Here is a 26,131-nt window from a genome sequence, read left to right as displayed (position 1 = left end):
GGCCGGAGTTCAGCCCAGGTCCGCCAGCGCGCCCTTCACCGCGTCCAGCGTCGCGGGCAGCTCCACCGGCGGGTTGGCGAGCTGGCTCGTCACCTCCGCCAGCGCGCCGCGGTGGTAGCCCACCTTGAAGTCGGCGAACTTCAGGCCGTGCGCGGTGGACACCACCGCCACGCGCGCGCCCCGGGCAATCACGCCCCGCGCCACCAGCTTCTCCAGCGCCGCCAGCGCCACGCCCGTGTGCGGACAGGTGAAGGTCCCCTCTCGGTCCGCGCGCGCGGCGGCGTTGGCCAGCTCGGACTCGCTGGCGTCCTCCACCACGCCGTCGAAGGCCTTGAGCACCTTCACCGCGCGCTTGAAGGACACCGGGTTGCCAATCTGGATGGCCGACGCCAGCGTGGGCTCGGCCCGCAGCGGCACCAGCTCCTGGAAGCCGCCCCGGAACGAGCGCGCCAGCGGGTTGGCCTTCTGCGCCTGCGCCACGGCGATGCGCGGCCGGCGGGTGATGAGCCCCAGCGACAGCATCAGCTCGAAGCCCTTGCCCAGGGCGCTGGCGTTGCCCAGGTTGCCGCCCGGAATCACCACCCAGTCCGGCGGCTCCCAGCCCAGGTCCTGGCAGAGCTCCACGGCGACCATCTTCTGGCCCTCGATGCGCAGCGAGTTCATCGAGTTGGCCAGGTACAGCCCCGTGTCCGCCGTCACCGCCTGCACCAGCTTCATGCAGCCATCGAAGTCCGTGTCCAGCGACAGCACCCGCGCCCCATTGGCGATGGGCTGCACGAGCTGCGCGAGCGACACCTTGTCGCGGGGCAGGAACACCACCGCCGGAATCCCCGCCGCCGCGCAGTAGGCGGACAGCGCCGCGGACGTGTCGCCCGTGGAGGCACACGCCACCGCGCGCAGCGGAACGCCCCGGGCGCGCATGTGCTTCACCGCGGAGACGAGGACCGTCATCCCCCAGTCCTTGAAGCTGCCCGTGGGCGAGACGCCGCACTCCTTCAAGTCCAGCGCGGCCAGCCCCAGCGCCGCCGCCATGCGCGGCAGCGGCTTGAGCGGCACGCGGCCCTCGCCGAGCGAGACGATGTCCTCCGTGGGCAGCTGTGGATACGCCCACTCCCGCTTGCCCCACACGCCCGAGCCGTCCGGCAGGCGCGCGGAGCCGAAGCGTGTCTCGAAGCGGCGCTTCCACTCCGCCGCGGACACCGTGCCCAGGGCCTTCACGTCGTGCGCGACCTCCAGCAGGCCACCGCAGCGCGGGCACCGGTACACCACGTCCATCAGCGAGGCGCGGAAGTCACAGCCCTCACTGCACGCGTACTCCGCGCGGAACGCCGAAGCCGCCCCCTCGCTCATGCCTCCTCCAGTGCCCGCGTGCCACACTCCGGACAGCTCTTCCCGAGCCGCACGCGGGTATGGCACGACACGCACGCGCGCCAGCCGTCATCGTCGGCAGGGGACTTTCCAGGCGCCGCGGCCACCGGGGGCTTCGCCCGAGGCAGCCGCATGCCGCAGTGGTCGCAGAGCAGCCCCGCCGCCTGGGTGTTGCGGCAGTAACGGCAGACGACGGCGCCCAGCGGCGCGGCGGTGCGCACACCGTCGTCCGGGGCACGGCCGGTGTCCAGCTCGGGCATGGGAATCACCGGAACGGCCCCCATGTCCCTGGCGCGGGTCAGTTGCAGGTCGGGGACCACCTGCGCCGGCAAATCTGGCCCGGAACGGAGCCGCGTCACGTCCAGGTCGGGCAACACGGCCGCGTCCACTGGCGCGCGGCCTCCGGCATGCGGTGTCACCTCCAGCTCCGGCAGCGTCGCGATGGGCGCGGGCTCCGCCACGGCCGCGGGGAACCGCTTGCCGCAGACGTCGCACTCCGTCCCTTCGGGCTGAACGTGGTCACAGAGCGGACAAATAATCATGATGTGCGAACGTTAGCGGGCCGCCGCCGACATGGCGAGCAAGCGGACACCCAGCCTGTCTCCCGCCTCGCTGGGTCAGGAGCCACCCGAGCCCAGGACGTCACCCCTGCGACAGGGGCTGCCCTGTCATGGGCACGAAGCGAACCGGCAGCAGGGACTCCACCTGGGGCACCTCTCCGGGCCGGAGGGCGCGCTGGATGCGCAGCAGCTGCTGGGTGCCTCCCTGAGGCCCCACCGGAATGAGCATGCGCCCGCCCGGCTTGAGCTGCGAAAGGAGCTGAAGCGGAACGTCTGGCGGCGCCGCGGCGGCGAGGATGGCATCGAAGGGCGCCTGCTCCGGCCAGCCCAGCGAGCCGTCTCCTTCCCGGAACGAGACGTTTTCGAAGCCCTGCCGTCCCAGCACCTCCCGCGCCGACCGGGCCAGCTCCGGGACGATTTCGACGGTGTAGACGGCGCGGCACAACAGGGACAGGAGCGCCGTCTGGTAGCCCGAGCCGGTGCCGACTTCGAGCACGCGCTCGTCCCCCTGGAGCTGGAGCGCCTCCGTCATCAGCGCCACGACGTAGGGCTGGCTGATGGTCTGCCCATGGCCGATGGGCAGCGGCACGTCCGCGCGGGCCTCTTCGCGCAGGTCCTCCGGCACGAAGTCGGCGCGGTTCAGCCGGGAGATGGCCTCCAGGACCCGCGAGTCCTGGATGCCATGCCGCGACAGGTAGTCGGCCCTTCCCCAATCACCCATGCCCCTAGCCTAGCCATGACAGGCGCCCTAACCCACCCGTGCGAGCGCGAGCCGCCCTTCCCAGCGTTCCTCGAGCGCCTTCACGAGGCCCTGGTTCTCCTTCGCCTTCATGTCCGGGTCCTTCTCCAGGATGCGCCGGGCCTCGGACTGCGCCATGGAGAGCAGGTCTCCGTCCCGCGCCAGGTTGGCCACCGCCAGCTCGGGCAGGCCACTCTGGCGCGTGCCCAGGAATTCCCCCGGGCCTCGAATCTCCAGGTCCTTCTCCGCGATGACGAAGCCGTCGCTGCTCTGCTCCATCACCGTCAGGCGCTCGGCGGACTCCCAGGAGCGCGCGCTTCCGGCCACCAGGTGGCAGAAGCTCGCCGCCGCGCCGCGCCCCACCCGGCCCCGGAGCTGGTGAAGCTGTGACAGGCCGAAGCGCTCGGCGGACTCCACCACCATGACGGAGGCGTTGGGCACGTCCACGCCCACCTCCACCACCGTCGTGCAGACGAGCAGGTCCAGGCGCTTCTCGCGGAAGTCCTCCATCACGGAGTCCTTCTCCTCCGCCTTCATCCGCCCGTGCAGCAGGCCCACCTTCGCGTCGGGGAACACCTTCCGGAGCTTCTCCACACCGCGCGTGGCGTCCTCCAGGTCCAGCTTCTCCGACTCCTCCACCAGCGGGTACACGACGTAGGCCTGGTGCCCCTTGACCAACTGCGCGCCCACGGACTCGTAGACGAGCGCGCGCTGCTTGTCGTTGAACACCCGCGTCTGGATGGGCGTGCGGCCCGGCGGGAGTTGGTCGATGACGGACAGGTCCAGGTCGCCGTAGAGCGTCATGGCCAGCGTGCGGGGAATGGGCGTGGCCGTCATCACCAGCACATCCGGCTTGGGGCCCTTGCTCATCAGCGTGTGGCGCTGGAGCACGCCGAAGCGGTGCTGTTCGTCGATGACGGCCAGGCCCAGGCGTTCAAAGGAGACGTCGGCCTGGAGCAGCGCGTGCGTGCCCACCGCCAGCTGGATTTCGCCTCGGGCCACGGCCTCACGCGCCTGGCGCTTGGCCTTCGCCGTGCCCGCCGCGCTCACCAAGCCCACGCGGTAACCCAGCGGCTCCATCACCTTGCGGAAGTTGCGCTCGTGCTGCTCGGCGAGGATCTCCGTGGGCGCCATGACGGCCACCTGGTAGCCGGCCTGCAACGCGATGAGGGCGGAGACCATGGCCACCGCCGTCTTGCCGCTGCCCACGTCTCCCTGGACCAGCCGGTTCATCGGCTCCGGGCGCGCCATGTCCCAGCAGAGCTCCTCCACCACCCGCGCCTGCGCGCCGGTGAGCTGGAACGGCAGCGCGTCGCGCGCCTTGGCCAGCCGGGGCTCGGACACGTCGAAGGAGATGCCGACCTCCGCCTTCACGCCCTGCCGCTTGAGCGCCATGCCCAGTTGGAGGAAGAACAGCTCGTCGAACGCGAGCCGCCGGTGCGCGGGGCTCTGGTGCGCGTCGAGCGCCTCCAGGTCCGCGTCCCCGGGCGGAAAGTGGATGAAGCGCAGCGCGTCCGGAAGGCCCATCAAGTCCAGGCGGCGGCGCAGGTCCGCGGGAAGCGGGTCCTCCAGTTCGTGCGCGTACTGCTCGCCGACGCGGGAGGTCAGCTCGCGGAAGGAGCGCTGCTCGCCGCGCTCGAAGCCCGGGTACACGGGGACGATGCGGTTGAAGTGGACCGACGTCGTGGAGTCCAGGTCCTCCGCCGGCTCTATCTCCGGATGGGCCATCTCCCGGCCCGTCATGGTGGCGCGGACCTCGCCGGAGAGGACGAGGCGCGTGCCCACGGTGAACCGGCTCTTCAGCCAGGGGCCCGCGTTGAAGTACGTGGCGGCGATGCTGCCCGAGCGGTCCCCCACGACGGCGCGGAACATGCGCCGGCCCTGGCGGCCCGCGACGAAGTCCGCCACCTTGACGATGCCCACCGTGACGCCCCGCTCACCGGGCTCCAGCTCCGCGATGGTGCGCAACCGGCGGCGGTCCTCGTAGCAGCGCGGCAGCATGAAGAGGATGTCGCCCATGCGGCGCAGCCCCTTCTTGTCGAGCGCCGAGACGAGCCTGGGCCCCAGCCGCTTGCCCAGCGTCTTCAGCGGCGACGACAGCGGCCCGGAGCGCGGCGCGATGGAGAGGAGCTTCGCCTCGGAGCGAGAGGCCTCCGCCGCGACAGCCCGCTTCTTCTTTCGCTGCGCCTTCTCCTTGCGCGTCTTCGCGCCGGGAACCGCCTCCGGCCCCGTGTCGAGCGCGGCCTGCCGGAGTCCCGGCTTCGCCCGAGACGACGGCGCGCCCTGCCGCCCGTCCGAGGGCTGCGGCGCGGCGACGTTCGCCCGCGGCGGCGCCATCCGCGGGGGCCGGGCCGCCAGGAGGTCCGAGTCCATCCCGGCCTGACGTCCCTGCGGCCCATCGGGACTCATGCGCGGCAGGGGCCCCGCACCGCCGCTTCCACGCACAGGGGCCGAGGCTCCCCGCGAAGCCGGTCCTCGAGGCGCCTCCGGCCGCGGGCGCGACGAGGGCAGTGGCTCCGCCGACTTCCAGGGCGGCACATACCCCGGGGGCGTCGTGCCTCCCGAGGTTACCGGAACAGCCTGCGGGGTGAGTGGCCGAGCCGGAACCGCGCCCTCCATCGTCACGCCGTGCAGCTCCGCGGGCAGCTCCACACCGCTGACCTTCAGCCCGGCCACGACGCGCCGGAGCGCGGCCTTGCGGCGCTCGGGCATGGCGTGGTCCACGTCGGGCAGCGCGGCCCTCAGGTGGTCCAGGGCCCGTGCGTCCACGCCGCTGGCCCCGGCTAGCGCGCGCTCCAGCACCGGGCGCAACGACTTCACGGTGGCCAGCATCGCGAAGTCGCGCTGGCACACGTACCGAAGGGGCCCAACAAGGCTGGCGAGCGGGTGGTTCACGCGGGGGGTCCGCCGTACATCCTACGGAACGGGGATGACGTCGCCCACAAAACGAGACCGGGGAAGCGAGCCCTGGCCCGCTCCCCCGGCAACTCACTGCGGCCTCCGAGAATCAGCTCTCGCTCGCCGCGGCCTCTTCCTCGGGCTCCTCGAAGCGGATCTCCTGGATCTCCAGCTCGCGCACGCCGCCGGGGCTCTGCACCGTGGCGACGTCACCCACCTTCTTGCCGATGAGCGCGCGCGCCACCGGCGAGGTGACGGCAATCCACCGCTTCTTCAGGTCGGCCTCGATCTCCCCCACGAGCCGGTAGCTCACCGGCTTGTCGGTTTCGGTATCGAGCAGGTCCACCGTCGCCCCGAAGATGACCTTGTCGCCGCCCAGCTTCGAAGGGTCGATGACCTCCGCGCGAGCAATCCAGTCGTTGAGGGTCAGGATGCGCCCCTCGATGTGCGACTGCTTCTCCTTCGCCGCGTGGTACTCCGCGTTCTCGCGCAGATCGCCATGTGCGCGAGCGACCTCGATCTCGCGCGAGATCTTCCCCCGCTCGACGGACTGGAGGTGCTTCAGCTCCTCCTTCAGCTTGCGCAGTCCGGACGGGGTCATCGGGATGTTGTCGCTCCCGCTGCTCATCGACACAGCTCCTTCCACCACACCCAGGTTCAAGACGATGGAGGGCCGACGCTCCGCTTCCAGAGCCCGGCCCCCGCGACCAGCGTCCAATGTAGGGAACCACTGACAAGTTGGTCAATGAAACCCGTACAGGGAACGGGAGATGGGCTGGGCGCGCGCCCGGTGACCCGCTAGTCTGCCCCCGTGCTGTCCGTCCAGGAATTGCGCGCGCTCGGTGCCGCGCTGCCCTCCAGTACCTTCCAGCGTCAACTGGGGCCTTTCGCACTCATCCAGCGCCCGCCCTCCGAGGCCTCGGCCGCGGTGCTCGCCCCCACGCGCATGGCGGCGCCCTCGGAAATCGAGCAGGGCATGCTGGCCTTGCTGTTCGAATTCGAACACCTGCGCGTCGCCACCCTGCCGCCGCTCGACGCCACTGACCGGCTGCGCATTGGCCGCCGCATGGATTGCGACCTGGTCGTCGACGACGCGTCCGTCTCCAAGATGCACGCGGAGCTGCGGTGGAACGAAGCCGACCAGCGCTGCACCGTGCAGGACCTGGGCTCCACCAACGGCACCTTCCTCAACGCCCGCTCCCTGGGTGGCCGCGAGGCGGTGCTGCGCGACGGCGACATCCTGAGCGTGGGCAACGTGCAGTTCTGGTACCTGCTCACCCGCACCCTGCATGAGCGCCTGCGCGCGGGCGAGGCCACCGGGCTGGGCTCACGCAGCGGCTGAGCCCCTTCACGCGTCCCCACGCCCACGCTGTTTCCGAACGCGACAGGAGCCCGCATGTCCACACCGCCACGCGACGAGCGCGACTACTTCGAGCGCATCTACACCGTCACCGCGCAGGTGCCGCATGGGAAGGTGGCCACGTATGGGGACATCGCCGTCATCGTCGGTGAGGGCTGCGATGCCCGCGTCGTGGGGCATGCACTGGGCGCGTTGGGCACCCGCGCGGACAGCGTGCCCTGGCAACGCATCATCAATCGCACGGGAGGCATCAGCACCTCCGGTTATGGACAGCGCGAGGCCCTGGAGGCGGAGGGCGTCACCTTCGACGAGCGAGACCACGTCCGGATGGCGTCACATCACTGGACTGGGCCCAGCGAGACGTGGGCCCGCGCCCATGGGTTCCAGCCGTTGCCTCCGCGCGAAGTCGTAAAGACACCCGGCGCGCAATTGAATCTGTTCTGAACAGGCGGTCGCCTTCCCGTCTGCTTGCGTCAAGGCACAGACGCGCGAAAGTTCGGACTCCGGCCACGGGGCCGGCGTCCAAACATGCCGCTCGCGCTGCTCCGCTGGGGAGTCTTCATCCTCCTGTGCCTGTTCGCGCCCCAAGCCCTCGCCGGCGACGCAAAGCCCCGGCGAAGTGAGGCGAAAGGGGCGCGGCTCGTGCGTCTCAAGAACGGGCAACTGCTCCACCACGACGCCGCGGACGCGTACCGGCGGATGAAGGCTGAAGCCCGCTCGAAGAACATCTACCTCTGGGTCCGCAGTGGCTACCGCTCCCCCGCGAAGCAACGGCGGCTCTATGAGCGCTACCGCAAGGGCAAGGGGCCCCAGGCGGCGCGGCCCGGGCGCTCCAACCATCAACGGGGCCTCGCGGTGGACCTGGTCATCGGCGGCGTCAAGACGCCGACCTATGACTGGCTCGTGTCGAATGCCTGCCGCTTCGGCTTCAAGCGCACGGTGCGCTCCGAGCCCTGGCATTGGGAGTACCGCCCGCGCAGCACCCGCGAGCCGGCGCCGGGCCGCGACTGCGTGGGCCGGCCCTTGAAGCGCCCGCGGCCCGGGCCTCCTCCCGTGGCGAGCACCGAGAAGAGCTGAGGCGCGCTAGCTCCAACGCGGGGCGTCGTCAATCCGACCCCAGGGCATCCCGACCTCACGGGTTGGGGCCATTTGGCCGGGGGGACTGATTTTTATCAGACATCTCGATTACGGTGAGCAGCCATGCTCGTCGTCACATCGAACCTCGAAGCCGTCACCGTCCACGCGGAGGGGGCGCTTTGTACGCGGGTCGCCACGGTTCCCATGGCGGGAGGGATGCTGCCCTCGCAGGTGCGAATCAATGGCCTGCCCTTGTCGTTGCAGCCAGGCTCGCTCCGGGCGTCCGTGGTCCACGGCCCGTCGGGGCTCGCCGTGCGCGACCTTCGTCCCACCTACGACGTCCAGCTTCCGCCCGAAGTCGACGTGCCCACGGAGCACCGTGCCGTCGAGGAGGCCGAGCACCGCCTCTCCGACCTCACGCAACAGCTCGCCCGCGTGGGTCAGGAGCTGGAGGCGCTGTCGAAGCTGTCCCCTGGATTCCCCCCCCGACCGAAGGAAGCACAGGAGCCCCGGGACGCCCCCGTGTCCGCGATGCTGTCGCTCATGTCCTTCGTGGACACGGAGCTGGCGGCGCTCCATTCGCGGAAGCTGGAGCTGGAGCGGCAGCAGCGTGACGCCGAAGCCGAGCTGCGTTTGCGGCGCAGCCGCGTGGCCGAGGCCTCATCATCCGTGCGAGGCCAGCGCGCTCGCGTGTACCGCGCCGTCGTGCTGACGCTGTCAGGCCCCCTCCCCGCGGACCAGGGTGCTCGGCTCGCGCTGGAGTACGCCGTCCAGGGGGCGCGCTGGGTTCCCACCTATGACTTGCGCCTGCCGCGCACGCTGGAAGAGGGGACGCTGCGCATGCGCGCGTCCGTGCTCCAGCGCACCGGCGAGGACTGGACGGGGGTGAAGCTCGCCGTCTCCACCGCGGACCTCGCCCGCCACGCGGAGGTCCCCGAGTTGAAGGCGCTGCGCATTGGCCGCCACCAGCCGCCTCCCGCGCGTTCGGGCTGGAGAGAGGCGCCACCGGGGCTCGAGGAGCTGTTCGCGGGCTACGACGCCAGCCTGCCCACGCCGGTTCAGCCCGAGCCCACGCCCCAGCCCGCCGTCTTCGAACAACCCCGGAAGAAGAACAAGAGCGGCGCCATGCCCATGGAGGCCGAGCCAGACTCCGCCATGGAGGAAGTGGCCGAGCCACCTCCTCCACCACCGGGGGCGGCGCCTCGACGCGCACCGGCGCGCCCCAGCGCCGCGGCCCCGTTCCCAGAGAAGAAGAAGTCCCGGGGCGGCGTCATGATGCCGCGCGCGAGCCGGCCGCCACCTCCGGACCCGTTCAAGGCGGAGGACGAAGGTTCGTTCGACGATGACGAGGACGGGCTCAGCCTGGATGCCGCCTCGCTGGGCGGTGGTGGTGGTGGTGGCGAGCGTTCTCCTCCGAGGCAGGAGCCCTCCGACGCGCTGCTGGACTACGACCGCTTGACGATGGCGCCCGCGGAGGACCTGGGCGCGCGTGGCAGGCTGCAACCGCGTCCCGGGCACGTCACCCGGGAGCTGGTGGCCCTGGCGGAGGTCCACGCGCAGATCGACATCACCGTGCGAGTCGCGCTGAGCCTGCAGCAGACCTCATCCGTGTGGGCGGCCCCCGCGCCGGCCTGGTCGCAGCCGCCACGGACGTCCTCACCGCACTTCGATGCGCGCTTCGAAGTGGAGACGCGCGCGGACGTGCCTTCGGACGGCGCGTGGCACACCGTGCCGGTGTTGTCGGTGCCGGTGGGGTTGTCCGCGGAATATGTCTGCGTCCCCTCCGTGGAGTCGCGGGCGTTCCGCACGGTGCGCGTGGAGAACCGGACGCCATATCCGCTGCTGGCAGGTCCGGTGGACGTCACGCTGGAGAACGAGTTCCTGATGACGTCTCCTTTGCCCACCATGGCCCCGGGCTCGACGCAGCGGCTGGGGCTCGGCGTGGAGGAGTCCATCAAGGTCGCGCGCAACACGCGCTTTGACGAGGCGACGGGCGGCATGTTCGGCGGCTCGACGATGCTGACGCACCACGTCTCGGTGGAGCTGGCGAACCGGCTGGCCAACCGCGTCCTGGTGGAGGTGTGCGAGCGCGTGCCCACCGTCCCCGCCAGCACGGAGAAGGACATCAAGGTGGAGGAGCTGGAGGTCGCCCCGCTCTGGCAGAAGCGCCTGCCCCTGCCCGGCGAAGAGAAGGTGGAGGGCGAGCGCGCGTGGCGCGTGGTGCTCCAGCCGGGTGAAGCACAGACACTGAAGGCGACATGGACCGTCAAGATTCCGGGCAACAAGATGCTCGGCGGCGGAAACCGGAGGACATGATGGGCACCCCTTTCATCCTGCCCGTGGTCAAGGTCACCGTCCTCGAGGACCGGGCGCTCGTCGAGCGGCGGGGGGAGATTCCCCTGTCCGTGGGAACGCAGCGGCTGGTCATCCAGGGACTGTCCCCGCTCGCTGTGGACCGCTCGCTCCAGGCGAAGGTGGCGGGTGGCACCATCTCCCAGGCGCGCATCCGCAGGGCCGCGAAGCCGCAAGCGCCCGAGGCCGAGCGCGAACACCGCACGGCGCTCGGAAAGCGCGTCGCGGAGCTGGAGCAGGAGCTCCGGCGCGTGGCGGCCGACGAGACCCGGCTGTCGGCCCGGCTGCGGCTGCTGGACACCGCGCGCGCCGAGGTCCACCGCGCCATCTCCGAGCAGGCAGGCGCCGGACAATCGCGGCCGGAGACGTGGCGGGAGCAGCTGGAGACCGTGCGCCGCGAGCAGGTGTCGGCGGACTCGGCGCTCCGTGAGGCGCAGCGCCAGACGCTGCGACTGCGGGAGCAGCTCGACGAGGCGCGGGGCTCGCAGACGGCCGTCGAGCTCCTGGAGCCGAAGGCCGACGTCCAGGCGGAGCTGGAGGTGGGCCACCCCACCGGCGGGCCCGCCACGTTGTCCGTCACGTACCTGGTGCCCTGTACGGCCTGGCGGCCCTCCTACCGCGCCACGCTGTCCCGCGAAGGCTCCGGCGAGTCCGTCACCCTGGAGTGCGAGGCCGTCGTCTGGCAGCGCACCGAGGAGGAGTGGAAGGACGTGGAGCTGGCCTTCTCCACCGCGCGGCCCACGCTGGGCGCCACGCCGCCGCGGCTCCAGGAGGACCGGCTGTGGCTGCGGGACAAGACGGAGCGCGAGAAGCAGGTGGTGGAGGTGGCCATCCGCGAGGAGGTCATCCAGACCGCGGGCGAGCCCGGCGCGGCGCGGCAGGAGGATGCGCTGCCGGGCATGGACGACGGCGGTGAGCCCCTGACGGTGACGGCCCCGCATCGGGCCACCGTGCCACCCGACGGCGAGCCTTATCGCGTCCCCCTGTTCCAGTTCACCGCGCCCGCGGCCTCCGAGCTGGTGGCCATGCCGGAGCAGTCCCCGCTGGTGCACCGGGTGGCCCGCTTCGACAACACGGGCCCCACGGTGTTGCTCGCGGGGCCCGTGAAGCTGGTGCGCACCCACGGCTATGTGGGGCGCGCGCAGCTGCGCTTCACCGGCAAGGGTGAGCGCGTGAAGCTGGGCTTCGGGAGCGAGGACGCGCTGCGCGTGGCGCGCACGGAGGACGTGGGACGGGAGACCAGCCGGCTCACCGGTCGCAAGGTGACGACGCACAAGGTGCGGCTGTTCCTCTCCAACATGGGCGCGCAGGCGGTGCCGGTGGCCATCGAGGAGCGGATTCCCGTCTCCGAGGTGGAGGCGGTGGAGATTCAGCTGCTGAGGGAGAGCACGAAGCCCGCGCCCGCCCGCGTCAGCGAGGAGGGCATCATCCGCTTCGAGCTGACGGCGTCGCCCCGCTCGCAGCAGGAGCTGGCGATGGACTACGTGGTGACGAGCGCGGCGAAGGTGGCCGGGCTCTGAGCAGGCTCGGGTTCCACCGCGAAACAGCCCTGGGGGGCCGGGACTTCCGCCTCGGCTGCGGCGGCAGCATTCATCCCCCCGGGAGGAAGCCTCATGAGCGTCACTCGCGCGGTGTGCACCGTCGGCATGCTGGTGTCTGCCTGCCTGTCCGCTCAGGCCGTGGGGGCAGCCCCGCCCCCGGAGCAGGAAGCGACGCTCCCACCGCCACAGCTCGCGGTGGAGGTCGGTGGGACGCTATCTCCCATGCGGCATCCCGCGACGGAGGTGCCGACGCTGCGTTCACGGGTGAAGACGGTGAGCGCCCGGAAAGGCGCGGCGCGACTCTCCGGAGGGCTGCACTTCAACCTCGTCCGCGGCTCCGAGCGGAGCGACTGGTGGTGGACGAACGGCATCGACTGGTACCTGGCGGGAGGTGACGTCCAGGTCCTGGCGCTGCGGCCGGGGCTGGAGAAGCGGTTCTCGCTGACGCGAATCGTGACGCTCGGGGTGAGCGCGTTCGGCAACGCGGCGGAGGTCTCCCTGCCCACGGGCCGGATCGGCGACAACAACTTCTACGAGGGCCGCATGCGCAAGTGGAGCTTCGGCGCGGGCGGACTGGCCGCGATCCAGCTCAAGCTCGGTCGCTATGTGCATGCCCGCATGCACGGCGGATATACGCACTACTTCGAGAAGGCGGGTGGGCTTCGACCGACTCCCGAGGCAGCCCCGTTCACGGTTTCGCTGGATGGGCCGTTCGCTGGGGCGCTGCTTGGATTGGACCTCTAGAAGCCGCGTCGCGCACCTGTTCCCGGACCTGCCGGGCGGCGAGCCCTTGCGGCACGAGCTGGAAGAGCGCATCGCGAAGGAAGCGCCCCGCTGAATTCTCCCACTGGCCCACGCGCCCCAGGCTCCAGGAGCGCGTCACGAAGCTGTTGGCGCGCTCGAGTCGGCGTTGCTCGTAGGCCGCCAGCGCCGCGTCCACGGGGCCCTCGCCAGCCAGACACTCCGCCAGCACCACGGCGTCCTCGATGGCCTGACACCCACCCTGCCCCAGGTTGGGCGTCATCGGGTGCGCGGCGTCTCCCAGCAGCGTCACCCGACCCCGGCTCCAGCGGCTGGCAGGCGGCCGGTCGTGGATGTCCGTGCGGAGGATGTTCGCCTCATCCGTCGCGGCGATCAGGTCCGCGATGGGCGCGTGCCACCCGCCGAAGATGGACCGCAGCCGGGCCCGTGTCTCCCCGGGAGCATCCTGCCCACCAGCCGGAGCATTCCGCGTGGCGAACCAGTACGTTTGTCCGAAGCCAATGGGCACCACACCGAAGCGCGCCCCAGGGCCCCACGTCTCTGAGACAAGTCCCGGCGTCGCGCTCGGGACGTCTGGACATACGCCCCGCCAGCTCGTGTAGCCCGAATAGCGCAGCGGCGCGTCGCCCAGCAGCGCCCCACGCACCACCGAGCGCAACCCGTCCGCGCCCACCAGCGCATCGCCCGTCACCGAACTCCCGTCCGACAACCGCACCGTCACCGTCTGGCCGTCGTCGTGAAACGCCGTCACGGTGAGCCCCAGCCGGACGTTCTCCTCCCCGGCATGGGCCAGCAGCACGGACTGGAGCCGCGCCCGGTGGACGCACACCAGCGGCAGCCCCAGCTCCTCCTGAATCCGAGTCACCGGGAGCCGCGTGAGCGCCGAACCCGACGGCCTCAGGATCGCGCTGTCCGTGGGACACGCACCGGCCTGGGCCACCTCGTCACACAGGCCGATGCGGCGCAGGGCCGCCGAGGCGTTCATCTGCACCGTGAGGCCCGCGCCCACCCACTTCAGGGAATCGGCACGCTCGAAGACGGTGACGGAGAGGCCCACGCGCCGAAGCGCGCAGGCCAGGGTGAGTCCACCAATTCCAGCCCCAGCCACGAGAACATGCCTGGGTGATGACGTGCTCATGCGCCGCGCTTTAGCAGGTCTGGCTCGGCGAGTCGCGACGCATGTGCAACCCAGTGACGGGAGGTCAGTGCTGCACCACCGCCGCGTAGTTGCCGTACCGCGTCTGGATCTCCGACACGTACTTCACCGGCTCGGAGCCGCGGACATAGCCGTGACGGGCTCGCCGGAAATACTGCGGCTGTTCGAGCAGCAGCATCGCCTTCGCCACGTTGCCGTACCACTTGTTTGGATCCAACCCCTGCTCGATGGCCAGCCGGCGGGCGTCCAGGACGTGGCCCAGCCCCGCGTTGTAGGAGGCCAGCGCGAAGCGCAGCCGCTGCTTGAAGGGAATCTCCGGGGCGATGCGGCCCAGCATCTGGTGCATGTACTTCACCCCCGCGTGGATGCCCTGCTCCGGGTCCTCCAGCTTGACGAAGCCCAGCTCCTTCCCGGTGACGGGCATCACCTGGAAGAGCCCCTGGGCGCCCACGTAGCTGCGCGCCTTCGGGTTGAAGCGGCTCTCCTGGAACATCTGCGCCACCATCAACCGCCAGTCCAGGCCGTACCGCGCCGAATACGACTGCACCAGGGGGTCGTAGGGCGAGATGCTGCCCTCTGCCGTCGCGAGGCTCGTCGGGGGCGGCTGGTGGCGGCGGCCCTCGAAGTAGCGGCGGCGCGTCATGTTGTACTCGACGCCCCGGTACGTCTTCTTCACGAAGCCATCGAGGAACGCCTGCAGCTTCGCGTTCTCCTTCCGGACGGCGAAGGCGATGCCGTAGTGGCCGTCCTTCCCAGCAGGCTCGCCCTGCCCCGGCAGCGTGAGGGCGGCCTCCACGTCATCCCGGAACACCAGCTCTGCGGCCAGGATGTGGCTGTCGGTGATGGTGTACGGAATCTCGCCGCGCGCCACGCGGTCCAGGAGCGCGCTGATCTCCTGGTCCTCGGGCTCCTCGACGACGTTGAAGCCGTGCGCGCCCTTCAAGGCGCTCAGCGTCGCGGCGTGGCTGGTGCCCTTCGGCACATGAACCGTCTTCCCCTTCAGCGCCTCCAGCGACGCGAGCTTGGGGGCTCCGCTGCGCTGGACCAGCACCTCGTCCGTGTAGAGGTACGGACGGCTGAACGACACCAACTCCCGGCGGGCCGCGGTGTCCGTCATCGCCGCGGCGATCAGGTCCCCGCGCCCTTCCCTCAACCACGGGATGAGCTGGTCGAAGGTCGGCGGCACGACAATCTCCAGCCGGACGTCGAGCTCCTTCGCGATCATGTTCGCCAGGTGGTAGTCGAAGCCGGCCTGGTCGCCGCGGTGGAGGTAGTAGCTGACGGCGCTGTTGCGCGTAAGCACCCGCAGCACGCCACGCTTGCGGATGCCGTCCAGGTCCCCGGTGAACCGCTTCTCGCGGTACTCCGTGAGGGCGAACTCCACCAGGAACGTGTTCAGCGCGGTGCGGAGCTTCGGGTTCTCCAGCCGCATGGCCCACGCCAGCGGACGGGCCTTGGCGACGGGAAAGAGTCCTTCCACATCCGTGTTGTACGTCTCGATGGCCGCTAGCAGGTGGCTGTCCACCACCGTCAGGGGAAGCTCCCCGCGCGACACCTGCCACACCAGGTGCTCGGGCTCGGCGGACTCAGGGGCCTCCGCGATGACGAGCCCCGGGGCCTCCTTCTTCGCCAGCGCCTGGAGCGACGCGGCGAAGGTGGAGCTGGCGCGGACGTGAACGGTGCGGCCCGCCAGGTCCTCCACCTTCCGCGGCAGGTTGTCCGCGCCCCGGCGGCCCACGACGACCTCGTTGACTCGCGTCAGGGGGCGCGTGAAGGCGACCTGCTTCTCCCGGTCCTTCGTCACCGCCAGGTCGGCGGCGATGACGTCCCCGTGGCCCTCCTGAAGCAGCGAGATGAGCTTGTCGAAGCTGTCCACGGTGAGGAACTCGACCGCCAGTCCGTGCTTCGCCCCGAAGCGCTCCAACAACGCCCGGTCCTGCGCCTTGGGCATGCCCTGGCGCGGGAGGAAGTCCTCGTCGGTGCCCTCCACCAACACGCGCAGCACGCCCCGCTTCTGGAGCTCCGGGAGGTCTCCCTTGAACGGAGGCTCCTTCATCCGCGCGCTCACCGACTCCGTGGTGGCGCCCGTGGGCGCAAGGGCCGCTTCCGGAAAGGGTGAATCCTCCGGGTTCGCCGAGGCCGCTGAAGCAGGTGCCGGCGGTTTCGCCGGAGCCTCCGCAGACTCCTTCTTGCAAGCGACCAACAGGAACAGGGCGGCGGAGACGAGCCACCGCGCGGACGACGGGCTTGGACGGACCAACGGCATCAGGATGTACCCCCTGGGCACGGATGTCCGCGACGCGCCGCCCCCAGGACGGAGGCGCTCGAACACCCTCGGCGTAAATCTCTACCCGATTCCGCACGGTCGATTGAACCCACCCCTGGCCTTGACTTGCCGGGTGGATTCCGAAGCGCGGCGGACGCGCACACATGCGCACTCACGTTGAGTGCGCGGCTCACCCGAACCAACGGCCCGCTTCGGGCGCGAAGACGCGGACGCGTTCAGCCAGCGACGGCGGCAGCCGCGCGCGCAACGTGGCATGGACGGCGTCAGGAGGAAGCGCCTGGCTGAAGTGCATGAGGACCAGGGCCTCGTTGCGGAACTGGTCCGCGCGCGCGAGGAGTTCGTCCAGGTGGAGATGCGCCTTTGCCTGGGCGTCCTGCACGGAGTGGTGCGCGCCGACGAAGGTGCACTCGAGGATGAGGACTCGCGAGTCGAACAGGCTCGGCTCCGTGTCCAGGACGCGAGACACGGTGTCGGTGGCGTAGGCCAGCTCCAGCCGCTCCACTTCGTCGAAGAGCGCTTCGCCCGCTTGCCTGCGCCTGGCGATCTCCTGAGGCGGCAGTGACTGGTGCTCGGGACGGAGCTTCGCGACCCGGCGGAAGAACTGATACCCGAGCGACGGCACCGGGTGATGCGTCCGGAAGGCGCGGACGAACAGCCCATGCCCCAGGGGCCGCACGTCCCCCGGCAACATCGGCACCGTGTCCACCTCCATGGAGGTGTGGTGCAGGCGCGACATCACGGCGAGCGACGCCTGGACGTTCTCCTCGATCTCCGCGGGCAGGAAGACCTGGGGTGCCCCCTTGCCAATGAGCCGGCGGATGCCGAGCAGCGAGCCCAGCCCGCTGGCATGGTCCGGGTGCGCGTGGCTCAGGAAGATGCGGTCCGAGCCACAAAAGGAACGAATGGGCAGCCCCACGTCGAGCACCACGTCCAGCTCGGGCACCTGGAGCGACGTGTACACGCCGCCCACGGAGACGCCTCGGACCGTGTAGGGACCTGCCTGGACTTCAGTGAGCGATGTACGCATCGTTGCGACTCCCCTCCAGTCAGGGCCCTATATGGAAAACGCCTCTCTTCAGGAAGTCGTCGCGCCGGAAGGCATCTGCTACGGCTGCGGCAGCAAGAACCCTCACGGCCTGCACATCCAGAGCTACTGGGATGAGGACGGCATCCACGTGGTGGCTCGCCACACGCCCGATGACCGGTACAGCGGCTGGCCGGACCTCGTCTACGGCGGGTTGATTGCCATGCTGGTCGACTGTCACTCGAACTGGACGGCGATGGCGTACCACTACCGCGCGGAAGGCCGCTCACCTGGCAGCTCGCCGGCCATCGAATGCGTCACCGGGAGCCTGGGCGTGAAGTTCATCAAGCCCACGCCCATGGGCGTCCCACTCACCCTCCGTGCGCGGGTGGAGGGCGAAGTCGGACGCAAGAGCCGAGTCCTCTGTGACGTCTTCGCCGGCGAGACGCTGACCGCGGTGGGCGACTCCATCTTCGTCCGCGTCGACACGGCCCAATTGAAGGCCGCGGCGCACGGCCGCGAAGGCTGACGCGAAAGGCCCCGTGCCCTACCCCTTGTCGGGCACTGGCAGGCCCAGCTCGGCGCGCAGCTCCGCGGTGCCGCGCCCCATCTGGTACCGGCGATGGTTCTCCGCGGTGGTGAAGCTCCGTGTCTCCATCCGGTCCACGTAGAGCGCGCCGTCCAGGTGGTCCAGCTCATGCTGGAGGATGCGCGCGTACCAGCCCCGGGCCTGGATTGTCACGGACTGGCCGTGCTCATCGAGCGCCTCCACGCGCACGGCGCTGGCGCGCGACACCAGGGCCGCGAAGCCCGCCACGCTCAGGCACCCTTCGTGGAACTCCGCGGGTGCCGCGTCCTCCACCACCAGCCTGGGATTGATGAGGACGTGGAAGGGAACGGGCCTGCGTCCTCGCGCCGCCAGCTCCCTCTCCGACAGGCCCGCCTGATACTCGGCCCGGTCCTCGATGACGACGACTCGCAGGCCCACGCCCACCTGGGGCGCCGCCAGCCCGACACCGGGCGCGTCCCGCATGGTGTCGCGCATCTGCTCGATGAGTCGCGCCGTCTCCGGGCTGGCAAGCTCCTCCGGCGTCAAATCGCGCGCCTTGCGCCGCAGCACCGGGTCCCCCGCCTGGACAATCTTGAGCACCATGCCGCCAGCGTAGCAGGGCCCGCTACGCGCCGGACTGACGACGGCGCTCCACCCACTGCCGTCCGGGGGTGGTGTCCACTCCGCACCGTTCCAGACCAGGGAAGACGACGTCATGCAGGGCCTGGATGAACACCTCGAGCTTGCGCGCATGCGGCAGCACGCCGTGCGCCAGGAGCGTGGCGCTGTCCGCAGCGGACAGGCCCTTCGCGAAGAGCCTGGGCGACACGCTCTCCTCCAGCATCTCAGGCAGGTACGGCGACAGGAGCGACACGTCGCCCGCTTCGGCGGCATGCGTGAGGCAGGCCCACCCCAGGCGGCTGTGCGCGACCTCGTCCCGAAGGATGTCCCGAAGCACCGCGCGCACCCGCGGCGGTCCTTCCACGGCCAGGACCGAGGTCAACCCGGCCGTGCTCTCTGTCTCCGAGATGCAGCAGGCGGCGACGACTTCGTAGAGCACTCGCTCGCGAAGGCCGAGGTCTCGCGGCGCGGTCTCCCGCGCCACCAGGGGCACGGGCGGCATCACCTCTTGCCCGTAGGCGCGCGCCATCAGCTCGCACATGCCCGCGTGGCGCCGTTCGTCCTCCGCCGCGCGGCGCGCGAGCTCCACCAGCGCTTCGGGAGTGGTCAGCGCCTTGAGCGCTCCTGCCAGCCGGGCGAAGCGCAGGCTCGCGTCCAGCTCCTCCTGCCTGCGGAAGACCCAGGTCTCCGCGACGAGCTGCCGGAGCGCGGCCGGCATCGTTCTCCCCGGTCTTCGGGGCAGGCCCGGGTCGGCCGGACAGCCATCATCAGGAGCGTCGTTCATGGTGGCCTCGAAGCCCTGAGCGTAGCCGACGTGCGAGACAGGCCGCGCGAAAGGAAGCATTTGTCGCAGCGAGTCATTGCGGTGGGCAGCGCACGGTGCGGACGCAGGCGCGTCCACGCTGATGCTAGGCTGACGCGCCATGGCTCGTCGCAAGAAGGCCGATGAATTGGCCTCCCGCGTCCGAAACCTGCTCGCGATGGACGCCGCGGGCATCATGCGCAGGCTCGAGGCCCGCCAGGATGAGATGTTCGCGCTCTTCTCCCGCCTGCGCAGCCGCGAACCGCTTCTGGACTCCATCGCGTCGCGGTACGCCAGCGGCGCGTTCGACCAGCTCATCCACCTGCCCGAACAGGAGCAAGCCGTGGTGGACCACTTCTACGGCCGCCTGGACGAGCTGCGCTGGTACTTCACGTACACCGAGGACATGCCCGGCACCGCCCAGCTGATCTTCTCCAAGCTGCACAAGCGGCTGGAGGAGTCCTACCGCGTGCTCGTGGTGACGCTGGGCCCGCCGGTTCCGCCAGATGGCTCCCGCGTGGTGGACGTCGAGGCCGTCCGGCACGACGCCGCCGAAGCACCACCGCGAAAGACGCTGGCACGCACCACGCGGCGCGCGTGAGTCGCCCCGCCCACGAACAGGATGACCGAGTGACGGACACGACAGGCCCGGGGAAGAGAACCGACTCGGCTTCACGAGTCATCGCGGCCTCGCCAGAGGCTCTCTACCAGGCCTTCGTGGAGCCCGAGGCCGTGGCGACGTGGCTCCCACCGAAAGGCATGAAGGGCCACGTCCACGCGTTTGAACCCCGCGCGGGCGGGACGTACCGGATGACGCTGTCCTACGACACCGCGGACCACAGCGCGCCCGGGAAGACCTCCGCGCACGAGGACGTCGTCGAGGGCCTCTTCGTGGAGCTCGTCCCCAACGAACGCGTCGTGCAGCGATTCGCGTTCGAATCGGATGACCCCGCCTACGCGGGCACGATGACCATGACCTGGACGCTGACGCCCGTCGCCGGGGGCACCCGCGTCACCATCACCTGTGAAGACGTGCCCGAAGGCATTCGCCAGGAGGACCACATCGAGGGACTGACCTCGACCCTGGCGAACCTCGCGGCCTACACCAGGTAGCCGAACGCCCGTGCCTCACGCCGCGGGAGCAGGCGCCGCCGCCACTCCGGCATCACCGGCCTGACGCTTCGGCGCGAGCTTCCGCATGGACGTCTTGCCCACCACGACGTCCACCATCTTCTTCGCGCGAGTCCAGACGCTCTCCTGCACGTAGGGGATGCCGTACTTCGCGCAGAGCGCCTTCACCTGCGGCTGCACCTCCCGATACTTCAGCATCGGCAGGTCCGGCCAGAGGTGGTGCTCAATCTGGTAGTTCAGCCACAGGTGGGCGAAGTCGTTCAGGTCTCCGCCCGTCCGGTAGTTCGCGCTGCCAATCACCTGCTGCACGTAGCGCTCGCCACGGCTCTCCGGCTTCGAGTCGAACCGGTACAGGTCCTCACCCGTGTGGTTCGGGCCCACCACCAGGAACGTGTGCAGGCTGGTGAGGACGTCCGCCATCACCGAGTTGCAGAACGCGCTGAACGACGCCCAAGGCCCCAGCACCAGGTAGAGCGCCGGGAAGAGCCCGAACTGCACGGCCGAATACGGCAGATAGCAGCTCAGCAGCAGCTCCTTCAGCTCCTCGCGCGTCAGGTCCCCACCCTTGCGTCGGCCCTTGCGGCGCAGCGAGCTGAGCGTCTCCGGCGCGTAGTAGCTGGCCCGCCACGTCAGCGCGAGCAGCGTGAGCTGCACGTACCGCAGCGCCAGCGAGCGCTCCGGGTTGCGCAGCGTCCCCTCCGCGTTGCGCTCCAGGAGGTCGGGGTCCGCGTCCTCGCCAGTGTGCGAGTGGTGGAGCACGTTGTGCTCGAACACCCAGGCCTCCGGCAGCATCCAGTCGAGCCAGTCGAGATAGCGGCGGCGCCCCTTCGCGAAGCCCTTGCCCGTGCGAGACGCCGGCAGTCCCGGCACCCTGTCATAGCCCCGGTGCCCCACGTGGTGCATCAGCAGCCAGCGCGTGGACCGCCCCACGCTGAGCGCCGCCGCGCTGAGCGGGTTCGGCGCCAGCCAGCACGTCGCCGCGCCCAGCACGGTCGCCGCCCTGCCCCAGCGCTCAATCTTCCGGAGGTGCGCCGCATCCGCCTCGCCGAGCGATGCGTCCAGTTGCTCTCGCAGCGCCTTCAGCTCACGGAGAAACCCCTCCACGTCCACGGAAGAAATGTCGAAGTCGGGGGCGGGCTGGGACGGCATGAAGAGCTCTCCTGGGTCACGGAGGTGGCGCGAGGGGGAAGGAGGCAACGGCGCGGCGCGGCGCGAAAGGTAGCCGCCAGGGTCCGCGGGCGTCCAGCCACGCTTTCCCTCGGCCCCTGCTTCCGCACGAGGCCATGCGGAGGCACGAGGCGCAGGTTATTACCCCGCACTCTGAGTCCGCCCCCACGGGGTGGCGACTCCCGCCCTTCGAAAGCAAGGTTCCGACATGACAGACCTGTTCGCGCCCCTCGAGCTCCGAAAGAGCGTCATCGCGCCCAACCGCATCTGGCTGGCGCCCCTGACGAACACCCAGAGCCATCCCGATGGCTCGCTCTCCGACGCGGAGCTTCGCTTCCTCGCGATGCGCGCCGACGGCGGCTTCGGCATGGTGGAGACGTGCGCCGCCTACGTCTCGCAGGACGGCAAGGCGTGGCCAGGAGAGCTGGGCGTGCACGACGACGCGATGCTGCCCGGGCTGAAGCGCCTGGCCGCGCGCATCCATGAAGGGGGCGCCCTGCTCTCCGCGCAGCTCTTCCACGGCGGACTGCGCGCCAACGCCGAGGTCAGCCAGCGCGAGGTGTGGAGCGCCAGCGCGTATGACGCGGACGGCCTCCGCTGCCGCGAAGCCACCGAGGCAGACATCCAGGGCGCCATCGCGGCCTTCGCGAGCGCGGCGCGCCGCTGCGCCGAGGCGGGGTTCGACGCCGTGGAGCTCCATGGCGCGCACGGCTACCTGCTCTCGCAGTTCCTGAGCACCGTCTTCAACCGCCGGCAGGACCGCTGGGGCGGCGCGCTGGAGAACCGCTGGCGCCTGCTGCAGGAGACCGTGCGCGCGGTGCGGCGCGCGGCGCCCTCCCTGGTCCTCGGCGTGCGCCTGTCACCGGAGGACGCGGGGCAGGCCAAGGGCCTGGACCTGGACGAGTCGCTGGAGGTCGCGCGCATGCTCACGAGCGAGGGCGTGGACATCCTCCACCTGTCCCTGTGGAAGGCAGCGCTCAACACCCGGAAGCGGCCTGAGCAGCACGCGACGCCGCTCTTCCGGCAGGCCGTGGGCCCCGGTGTTCGCATCGTCGTCGCTGGCGAGGTGCGCACGCGCGAGGAGGCAGAGGCCCAGCTCGCGCGCGGCGCGGACGCCGTGGCCGTGGGCCGCGCGGCCATCGCGAATCATGACTGGCCGCGCCGCGTGCAGCGAGGCGTCGCGCTCCAGGTGCCGCCGCTGTCCCCCAGCGCGCTCAACGCCGAGGGCCTGTCCGACGTCTTCGTGAACTACATGCGCAACTGGCGCGGCTTCGTGACGGACCAGCCCACCTGAGGCCGCGTGTCAGCGCCGGGTGCCCGGGGGCGCCGCGGTGATGCCCAGGTACTCCTGGAGCGGCTTCACTTCCAGGTCCGCGCGCTTGAGCGACTCCAGCGCGCCCACCGCCATGCGCGCCGCCTGCACCGTCGTGTAGTACGGCACCGAGTGCATCAGCGACTCGCGGCGGATGGAGAAGCTGTCGGCGATCTCCTGCTTGCCGAAGGTGGTGTTGATGACCAGCACGATTTCGCCGTCGACAATCTTGTCGACGATGTTCGGGCGGCCCTCCTTCACCTTCTGCACCACCTGCGCCTCGATGCCCTTCGTCGCCAGGTAGGTGTGCGTCCCCGCGGTGACGATGAGCGAGAAGCCCATGCTCCGCAGGCGACGCGCCAGGTCCACCACCGCCGGCTTGTCGTCGTCCTTGACGGAGATGAACACCTTGCCGCTCTTGGGCAGCTTCACGCCCGCGGCGAGCTGGCTCTTGGCGAAGGCGGACGCATAGTCGTTCGCCAGGCCCATCACCTCGCCGGTGGACTTCATCTCCGGCCCGAGGATGACGTCCACGCCCGCGAAGCGCGCGAAGGGGAACACGCTCTCCTTCACCGCCACGTGCTTGAACTCCGGCTCCTGCGTGGCGCCCAGCTCCTGGAGCGTCTTGCCCACCATGCAGAGCGCGGCGATCTTCGCCATCGCCACGCCGGTGGCCTTGGAGATGAACGGCACCGTGCGGCTCGCGCGCGGATTCACCTCCAGGATGTAGATGGTCTTCCCCTGGATGGCGAACTGCACGTTCATCAGGCCCACCACGCCCAGCTCGCGCGCCAGGGCGATGGCCTGGTCCTTCATCCGCTCCACCAGGTCCGGCGACAGCGAGTGCGGCGGCAGCGTGGCCGCGGCGTCACCGGAGTGCACGCCCGCCTCCTGGATGTGTTCCAGCACGCCGCCAATCATCACCGCGCCGGTGCGGTCCGCCACCAGGTCCAGGTCCACCTCGATGGCTTCCTTCAGGAAGCGGTCGATGAGCACCGGGTGCTCGGGCGAAGCGCTCACCGCCTCGCGCATGTACCGCTCCAGGCTGGATACGTCGTAGACGGTCTCCATGGCCCGGCCACCCAGCACGTAGGAGGGCCGCACCATGACGGGGTAGCCGATGCGCTCGGCCACCTTGAAGGCCTCCGCGTGGCTGCGCGCGACGCCGTTCTCCGGCTGCTTCAGGCCCAGCTTCTCGATGAGCTTGGAGAAGCGCTCACGGTCCTCCGCGCGGTCGATGGCGTCCGGCGGCGTCCCAAGAATGGGCAGGCCCGCCTTCTCCAGCGGCACGGAGATGCGCAGCGGCGTCTGGCCGCCGAACTGGACGATGGCGCCCACCGGCTTCTCCCGCTGGGACACCTCGAGCACGTCCTCGATGGTCAGCGGCTCGAAGTACAGGCGGTCCGACGTGTCGTAGTCGGTGGACACCGTCTCCGGGTTGCAGTTGACCATCACCGTCTCGTAGCCGGCCTCGCGCAGGGCGAAGGCCGCGTGGACGCAGGCGTAGTCGAACTCGATGCCCTGGCCGATGCGGATGGGGCCGCTGCCCAGGATGAGGACCTTCTGGCGGTCCGTGGGGGGCGCCTCGTCCTCCTCCTCGTAGGTGGAGTACAGGTAGGGCGTGTACGCCTCGAACTCCGCGGCGCAGGTGTCCACCCGCTTGAAGACGGGCCGGATGCCGCGCGCGTGCCGGTGCGCCCGCACCTCATCCTCCGGGTAGCCCAGCAGCTTGCCCAGGTACTTGTCGGAGAAGCCGTGCGCCTTGGCCTGCCGGAGCACGTCATCCGGGAGCTGGTCCAGGCGGCCGTACTCCTGCAGCGACTGCGCCTCGTTCACCAGCATCTGGATGTAGCGCAGGAACCACGGGTCGATGGCGGACAACGCGTTCACGTCCTCCACCGTCATGCCCTCGCGGAAGGCCTGGGCCACGAACCAGGGGCGCTCCGGGCGGGGGATGCGCAGCGCCTCGCGCAGCACCTTCTCCCGCTCCTCCTTCTCCGCGGGCAGCTCCGGAGACTCCAGGCCCACGCGGCCCAACTCCATGGAGCGCAGCGCCTTCATGTACGCCTCCGGGAAGGTGCGGCCAATGGCCATCACCTCGCCCACCGAGCGCATGCTCGTGGTCAGCGTCCGGTCCGCGTGCGGGAACTTCTCGAAGTTGAAGCGCGGCACCTTCACCACCACGTAGTCCAGCGTCGGCTCGAACGAGGCCGGCGTGTCCCGGGTGATGTCGTTGCGCAGCTCGTCCAGCGTGTAGCCCAGGGCCAGCTTCGCGGCGATCTTCGCGATGGGGTAGCCCGTCGCCTTCGACGCCAGCGCGCTGGAGCGCGACACGCGCGGGTTCATCTCGATGACGACCATGCGGCCGTCCTTCGGGTGGATGCCGAACTGGATGTTGGAGCCGCCCGTGTCGACGCCAATCTCCCGGATGATGGCCAGCGACGCCTGCCGCATCCGCTGGTACTCGCGGTCCGTCAGCGTCTGCGCGGGCGCCACGGTGATGGAGTCACCGGTGTGCACGCCCATGGGGTCCAGGTTTTCAATGGAGCAGACGATGATGACGTTGTCCGCCGTGTCGCGGACCACCTCCAGCTCGTACTCCTTCCAGCCCAGCACGCTCTCCTCCACCAGGATGGTGGTGGTGGGGCTGGCCTTCAGGCCCGAGCGGCAGATGGTCTCGAACTCCTCGCGGTTGTACGCGATGCCGCCACCGGTGCCGCCCAGCGTGAAGGACGGGCGGATGATGGCCGGAAAGCCGATGTCCTCCACCAGTTGCATCGCCTGGTCCAGCGTCGTCGCGTAGCCGCTCTTGGGAAGGGCCACGCCAATCTTCTGCATGGCCGCCTTGAAGAGCTGGCGGTCCTCGGCCTTGTTGATGGCCTCCAGGGACGCGCCGATGAGGCGCACGCCGTACTTCGCCAGGATGCCCTGCTCCGCCAGCGCCTTGGCGAGGTTGAGCGCCGTCTGGCCACCCATGGTGGGGAGGAGCGAGTCCGGCCGCTCCGCGGCGAGGATGCGCTCCGCCGCCTCCACCGTGATGGGCTCGATGTAGGTGCGATGCGCGAACTCAGGGTCCGTCATCACGGTGGCGGGGTTGCTGTTGAGCAGCACCACCTCCACGCCTTCGTCCCGGAGTGCCTTGATGGCCTGTGTACCGGAGTAGTCGAACTCGACGGCCTGCCCGATGACAATCGGACCCGAGCCAATCACCAGAACCTTGCGGATATCGGTACGCTTGGGCATCGGGGCGCCCCCATACCAACCTCCGCCCCCACATGCGAGGACTGTGTTGAAGCCGCCCGCTCGCACGGACGCCGGGCCCCGCCCGCTGTCCTCTGCTAGGCTCCGCCGCCCACGGAGGTTCCATGCGCCACTGGTCCCTGGCACTGCTCATTTCGCTCGCGTCCCCCGCCCTCGCCCAGGA

The 26,131-nt window shown here is 70.2% G+C and carries 22 protein-coding genes; 10 read left to right on the top strand and 12 right to left on the bottom strand.

The window, feature by feature from the left end:
* Positions 1–9: 9 nt before the first annotated feature.
* The 5 genes from thrC to greA form a co-directional block, all read right to left on the bottom strand.
* Positions 10–1,350 carry a threonine synthase gene (gene thrC / locus HV826_RS02615; RefSeq protein WP_176415424.1) on the bottom strand — a complete coding sequence of 447 codons (1,341 nt, stop codon included), beginning with the start codon at positions 1,348–1,350 and terminating at the stop codon, positions 10–12.
* Entirely contained in the window at positions 1,347–1,910 is a 564-nt protein-coding gene (locus tag HV826_RS02610) for a hypothetical protein (RefSeq protein WP_176415423.1), read from the bottom strand. The genes thrC and HV826_RS02610 overlap by 4 nt, the downstream gene beginning before the upstream one ends.
* Positions 1,911–2,010: 100 nt before the next feature.
* Entirely contained in the window at positions 2,011–2,649 is a 639-nt protein-coding gene (locus tag HV826_RS02605; RefSeq protein ID WP_176415422.1) for a protein-L-isoaspartate(D-aspartate) O-methyltransferase, read from the bottom strand.
* Positions 2,650–2,676: 27 nt separating this feature from the next.
* Positions 2,677–5,562, bottom strand: coding sequence for an ATP-dependent DNA helicase RecG (recG, locus tag HV826_RS02600; RefSeq protein ID WP_368670824.1), 2,886 nt, complete (start codon positions 5,560–5,562; stop codon positions 2,677–2,679).
* Between the two features lie 112 nt (positions 5,563–5,674).
* Positions 5,675–6,193 carry a transcription elongation factor GreA gene (greA, locus tag HV826_RS02595; protein WP_163780877.1) on the bottom strand — a complete coding sequence of 173 codons (519 nt, stop codon included), beginning with the start codon at positions 6,191–6,193 and terminating at the stop codon, positions 5,675–5,677.
* Positions 6,194–6,376: 183 nt separating this feature from the next.
* Here greA and HV826_RS02590 point away from each other — a divergent pair, with 183 nt between their 5' ends.
* The 6 genes from HV826_RS02590 to HV826_RS02565 all read left to right on the top strand — a co-directional run bounded on the left by HV826_RS02590 (position 6,377) and on the right by HV826_RS02565 (position 12,639).
* Positions 6,377–6,907: an FHA domain-containing protein gene (locus HV826_RS02590; RefSeq protein ID WP_163780879.1), complete on the top strand. Its 531-nt coding sequence runs from the start codon at positions 6,377–6,379 to the stop codon at positions 6,905–6,907.
* Between the two features lie 54 nt (positions 6,908–6,961).
* Positions 6,962–7,369 carry an MGMT family protein gene (locus tag HV826_RS02585; RefSeq protein WP_176415421.1) on the top strand — a complete coding sequence of 136 codons (408 nt, stop codon included), beginning with the start codon at positions 6,962–6,964 and terminating at the stop codon, positions 7,367–7,369.
* Between the two features lie 198 nt (positions 7,370–7,567).
* Positions 7,568–8,002, top strand: coding sequence for a D-alanyl-D-alanine carboxypeptidase family protein (locus HV826_RS02580; protein WP_368670823.1), 435 nt, complete (start codon positions 7,568–7,570; stop codon positions 8,000–8,002).
* Positions 8,003–8,125: 123 nt separating this feature from the next.
* Entirely contained in the window at positions 8,126–10,318 is a 2,193-nt protein-coding gene (locus HV826_RS02575; RefSeq protein WP_176415419.1) for a mucoidy inhibitor MuiA family protein, read from the top strand.
* Complete coding sequence (locus HV826_RS02570; protein ID WP_176415576.1) at positions 10,318–11,874, top strand: mucoidy inhibitor MuiA family protein; 1,557 nt, start codon at positions 10,318–10,320, stop codon at positions 11,872–11,874. Before HV826_RS02575 ends, HV826_RS02570 begins: the two co-directional genes overlap by 1 nt.
* A 93-nt stretch (positions 11,875–11,967) precedes the next feature.
* Positions 11,968–12,639, top strand: coding sequence for a hypothetical protein (locus tag HV826_RS02565; RefSeq protein WP_176415418.1), 672 nt, complete (start codon positions 11,968–11,970; stop codon positions 12,637–12,639).
* Here HV826_RS02565 and HV826_RS02560 read toward each other — a convergent pair.
* The 3 genes from HV826_RS02560 to HV826_RS02550 form a co-directional block, all read right to left on the bottom strand.
* A complete protein-coding gene (locus tag HV826_RS02560; RefSeq protein WP_176415417.1) occupies positions 12,584–13,795 on the bottom strand; it encodes an FAD-dependent monooxygenase in 1,212 nt (403 codons plus the stop codon). The two genes, HV826_RS02565 and HV826_RS02560, sit on opposite strands and share 56 nt — an antisense overlap.
* Positions 13,796–13,859: 64 nt before the next feature.
* Positions 13,860–15,869: a transporter substrate-binding domain-containing protein gene (locus HV826_RS02555; protein WP_303623571.1), complete on the bottom strand. Its 2,010-nt coding sequence runs from the start codon at positions 15,867–15,869 to the stop codon at positions 13,860–13,862.
* A 400-nt stretch (positions 15,870–16,269) separates the two neighbouring features.
* Entirely contained in the window at positions 16,270–17,127 is an 858-nt protein-coding gene (locus tag HV826_RS02550) for an MBL fold metallo-hydrolase (RefSeq protein WP_176415415.1), read from the bottom strand.
* 31 nt (positions 17,128–17,158) lie between these two features.
* Between HV826_RS02550 and HV826_RS02545 the strand changes: the two genes are divergently transcribed.
* On the top strand, positions 17,159–17,653 hold the full coding sequence (locus HV826_RS02545; protein ID WP_176415414.1) for a PaaI family thioesterase: 495 nt from the start codon (positions 17,159–17,161) through the stop codon (positions 17,651–17,653).
* A gap of 18 nt (positions 17,654–17,671) precedes the next feature.
* On the opposite strand, the gene def is transcribed toward HV826_RS02545, so the two are convergent.
* Complete coding sequence (gene def, locus HV826_RS02540; protein WP_176415413.1) at positions 17,672–18,277, bottom strand: peptide deformylase; 606 nt, start codon at positions 18,275–18,277, stop codon at positions 17,672–17,674.
* 22 nt (positions 18,278–18,299) lie between these two features.
* A complete protein-coding gene (locus HV826_RS02535; RefSeq protein ID WP_255217010.1) occupies positions 18,300–19,013 on the bottom strand; it encodes a ferritin-like domain-containing protein in 714 nt (237 codons plus the stop codon).
* 205 nt (positions 19,014–19,218) lie between these two features.
* On the opposite strand from HV826_RS02535, the gene HV826_RS02530 reads away from it, so the two are divergent.
* Together HV826_RS02530 and HV826_RS02525 are read left to right on the top strand one after the other, a co-directional pair.
* Positions 19,219–19,698: a hypothetical protein gene (locus tag HV826_RS02530; protein WP_176415411.1), complete on the top strand. Its 480-nt coding sequence runs from the start codon at positions 19,219–19,221 to the stop codon at positions 19,696–19,698.
* 29 nt (positions 19,699–19,727) lie between these two features.
* Positions 19,728–20,210 (top strand): SRPBCC family protein, encoded by a 483-nt coding sequence (locus HV826_RS02525; RefSeq protein WP_176415410.1) that lies wholly within the window; start codon positions 19,728–19,730, stop codon positions 20,208–20,210.
* A gap of 15 nt (positions 20,211–20,225) precedes the next feature.
* On the opposite strand, the gene HV826_RS02520 is transcribed toward HV826_RS02525, so the two are convergent.
* The gene (locus HV826_RS02520) at positions 20,226–21,377 is read right to left on the bottom strand and encodes a fatty acid desaturase (protein ID WP_176415409.1); all 1,152 of its coding nucleotides are present in this window, start codon (positions 21,375–21,377) and stop codon (positions 20,226–20,228) included.
* Between the two features lie 226 nt (positions 21,378–21,603).
* On the opposite strand from HV826_RS02520, the gene HV826_RS02515 reads away from it, so the two are divergent.
* A complete protein-coding gene (locus tag HV826_RS02515) occupies positions 21,604–22,689 on the top strand; it encodes an NADH:flavin oxidoreductase (protein ID WP_176415408.1) in 1,086 nt (361 codons plus the stop codon).
* Positions 22,690–22,698: 9 nt separating this feature from the next.
* Here HV826_RS02515 and carB read toward each other — a convergent pair whose 3' ends face one another.
* Positions 22,699–25,950: a carbamoyl-phosphate synthase large subunit gene (gene carB, locus HV826_RS02510; RefSeq protein WP_176415407.1), complete on the bottom strand. Its 3,252-nt coding sequence runs from the start codon at positions 25,948–25,950 to the stop codon at positions 22,699–22,701.
* Positions 25,951–26,131 lie beyond the last annotated feature (181 nt).

Origin of the sequence: Myxococcus sp. AM010 (assembly GCF_013372585.1) — a bacterium.
In the GTDB taxonomy this organism is placed as follows: Bacteria; Myxococcota; Myxococcia; order Myxococcales; family Myxococcaceae; genus Myxococcus; species Myxococcus vastator.
Note: the sequence above shows the minus strand (reverse complement) of the source record. Positions and strands in the feature narration are given on the sequence as shown.

Bases quoted from the DNA above. Each gene is read 5' to 3' on its own strand.
- thrC (WP_176415424.1), bottom strand. From the start codon at position 1,350: ATGAGCGAGGGGGCGGCTTCGGCGTTCCGCGCGGAGTACGCGTGCAGT.
- HV826_RS02610 (WP_176415423.1), bottom strand. From the start codon at position 1,910: ATGATTATTTGTCCGCTCTGTGACCACGTTCAGCCCGAAGGGACGGAG.
- HV826_RS02605 (WP_176415422.1), bottom strand. From the start codon at position 2,649: ATGGGTGATTGGGGAAGGGCCGACTACCTGTCGCGGCATGGCATCCAG.
- greA (WP_163780877.1), bottom strand. From the start codon at position 6,193: ATGAGCAGCGGGAGCGACAACATCCCGATGACCCCGTCCGGACTGCGC.
- HV826_RS02585 (WP_176415421.1), top strand. From the start codon at position 6,962: ATGTCCACACCGCCACGCGACGAGCGCGACTACTTCGAGCGCATCTAC.
- HV826_RS02575 (WP_176415419.1), top strand. From the start codon at position 8,126: ATGCTCGTCGTCACATCGAACCTCGAAGCCGTCACCGTCCACGCGGAG.
- HV826_RS02570 (WP_176415576.1), top strand. From the start codon at position 10,318: ATGGGCACCCCTTTCATCCTGCCCGTGGTCAAGGTCACCGTCCTCGAG.
- HV826_RS02565 (WP_176415418.1), top strand. From the start codon at position 11,968: ATGAGCGTCACTCGCGCGGTGTGCACCGTCGGCATGCTGGTGTCTGCC.
- HV826_RS02560 (WP_176415417.1), bottom strand. From the start codon at position 13,795: ATGAGCACGTCATCACCCAGGCATGTTCTCGTGGCTGGGGCTGGAATT.
- HV826_RS02555 (WP_303623571.1), bottom strand. From the start codon at position 15,869: ATGAAGGAGCCTCCGTTCAAGGGAGACCTCCCGGAGCTCCAGAAGCGG.
- HV826_RS02550 (WP_176415415.1), bottom strand. From the start codon at position 17,127: ATGCGTACATCGCTCACTGAAGTCCAGGCAGGTCCCTACACGGTCCGA.
- HV826_RS02545 (WP_176415414.1), top strand. From the start codon at position 17,159: ATGGAAAACGCCTCTCTTCAGGAAGTCGTCGCGCCGGAAGGCATCTGC.
- def (WP_176415413.1), bottom strand. From the start codon at position 18,277: ATGGTGCTCAAGATTGTCCAGGCGGGGGACCCGGTGCTGCGGCGCAAG.
- HV826_RS02535 (WP_255217010.1), bottom strand. From the start codon at position 19,013: ATGCCGGCCGCGCTCCGGCAGCTCGTCGCGGAGACCTGGGTCTTCCGC.
- HV826_RS02530 (WP_176415411.1), top strand. From the start codon at position 19,219: ATGGCTCGTCGCAAGAAGGCCGATGAATTGGCCTCCCGCGTCCGAAAC.
- HV826_RS02520 (WP_176415409.1), bottom strand. From the start codon at position 21,377: ATGCCGTCCCAGCCCGCCCCCGACTTCGACATTTCTTCCGTGGACGTG.
- HV826_RS02515 (WP_176415408.1), top strand. From the start codon at position 21,604: ATGACAGACCTGTTCGCGCCCCTCGAGCTCCGAAAGAGCGTCATCGCG.
- carB (WP_176415407.1), bottom strand. From the start codon at position 25,950: ATGCCCAAGCGTACCGATATCCGCAAGGTTCTGGTGATTGGCTCGGGT.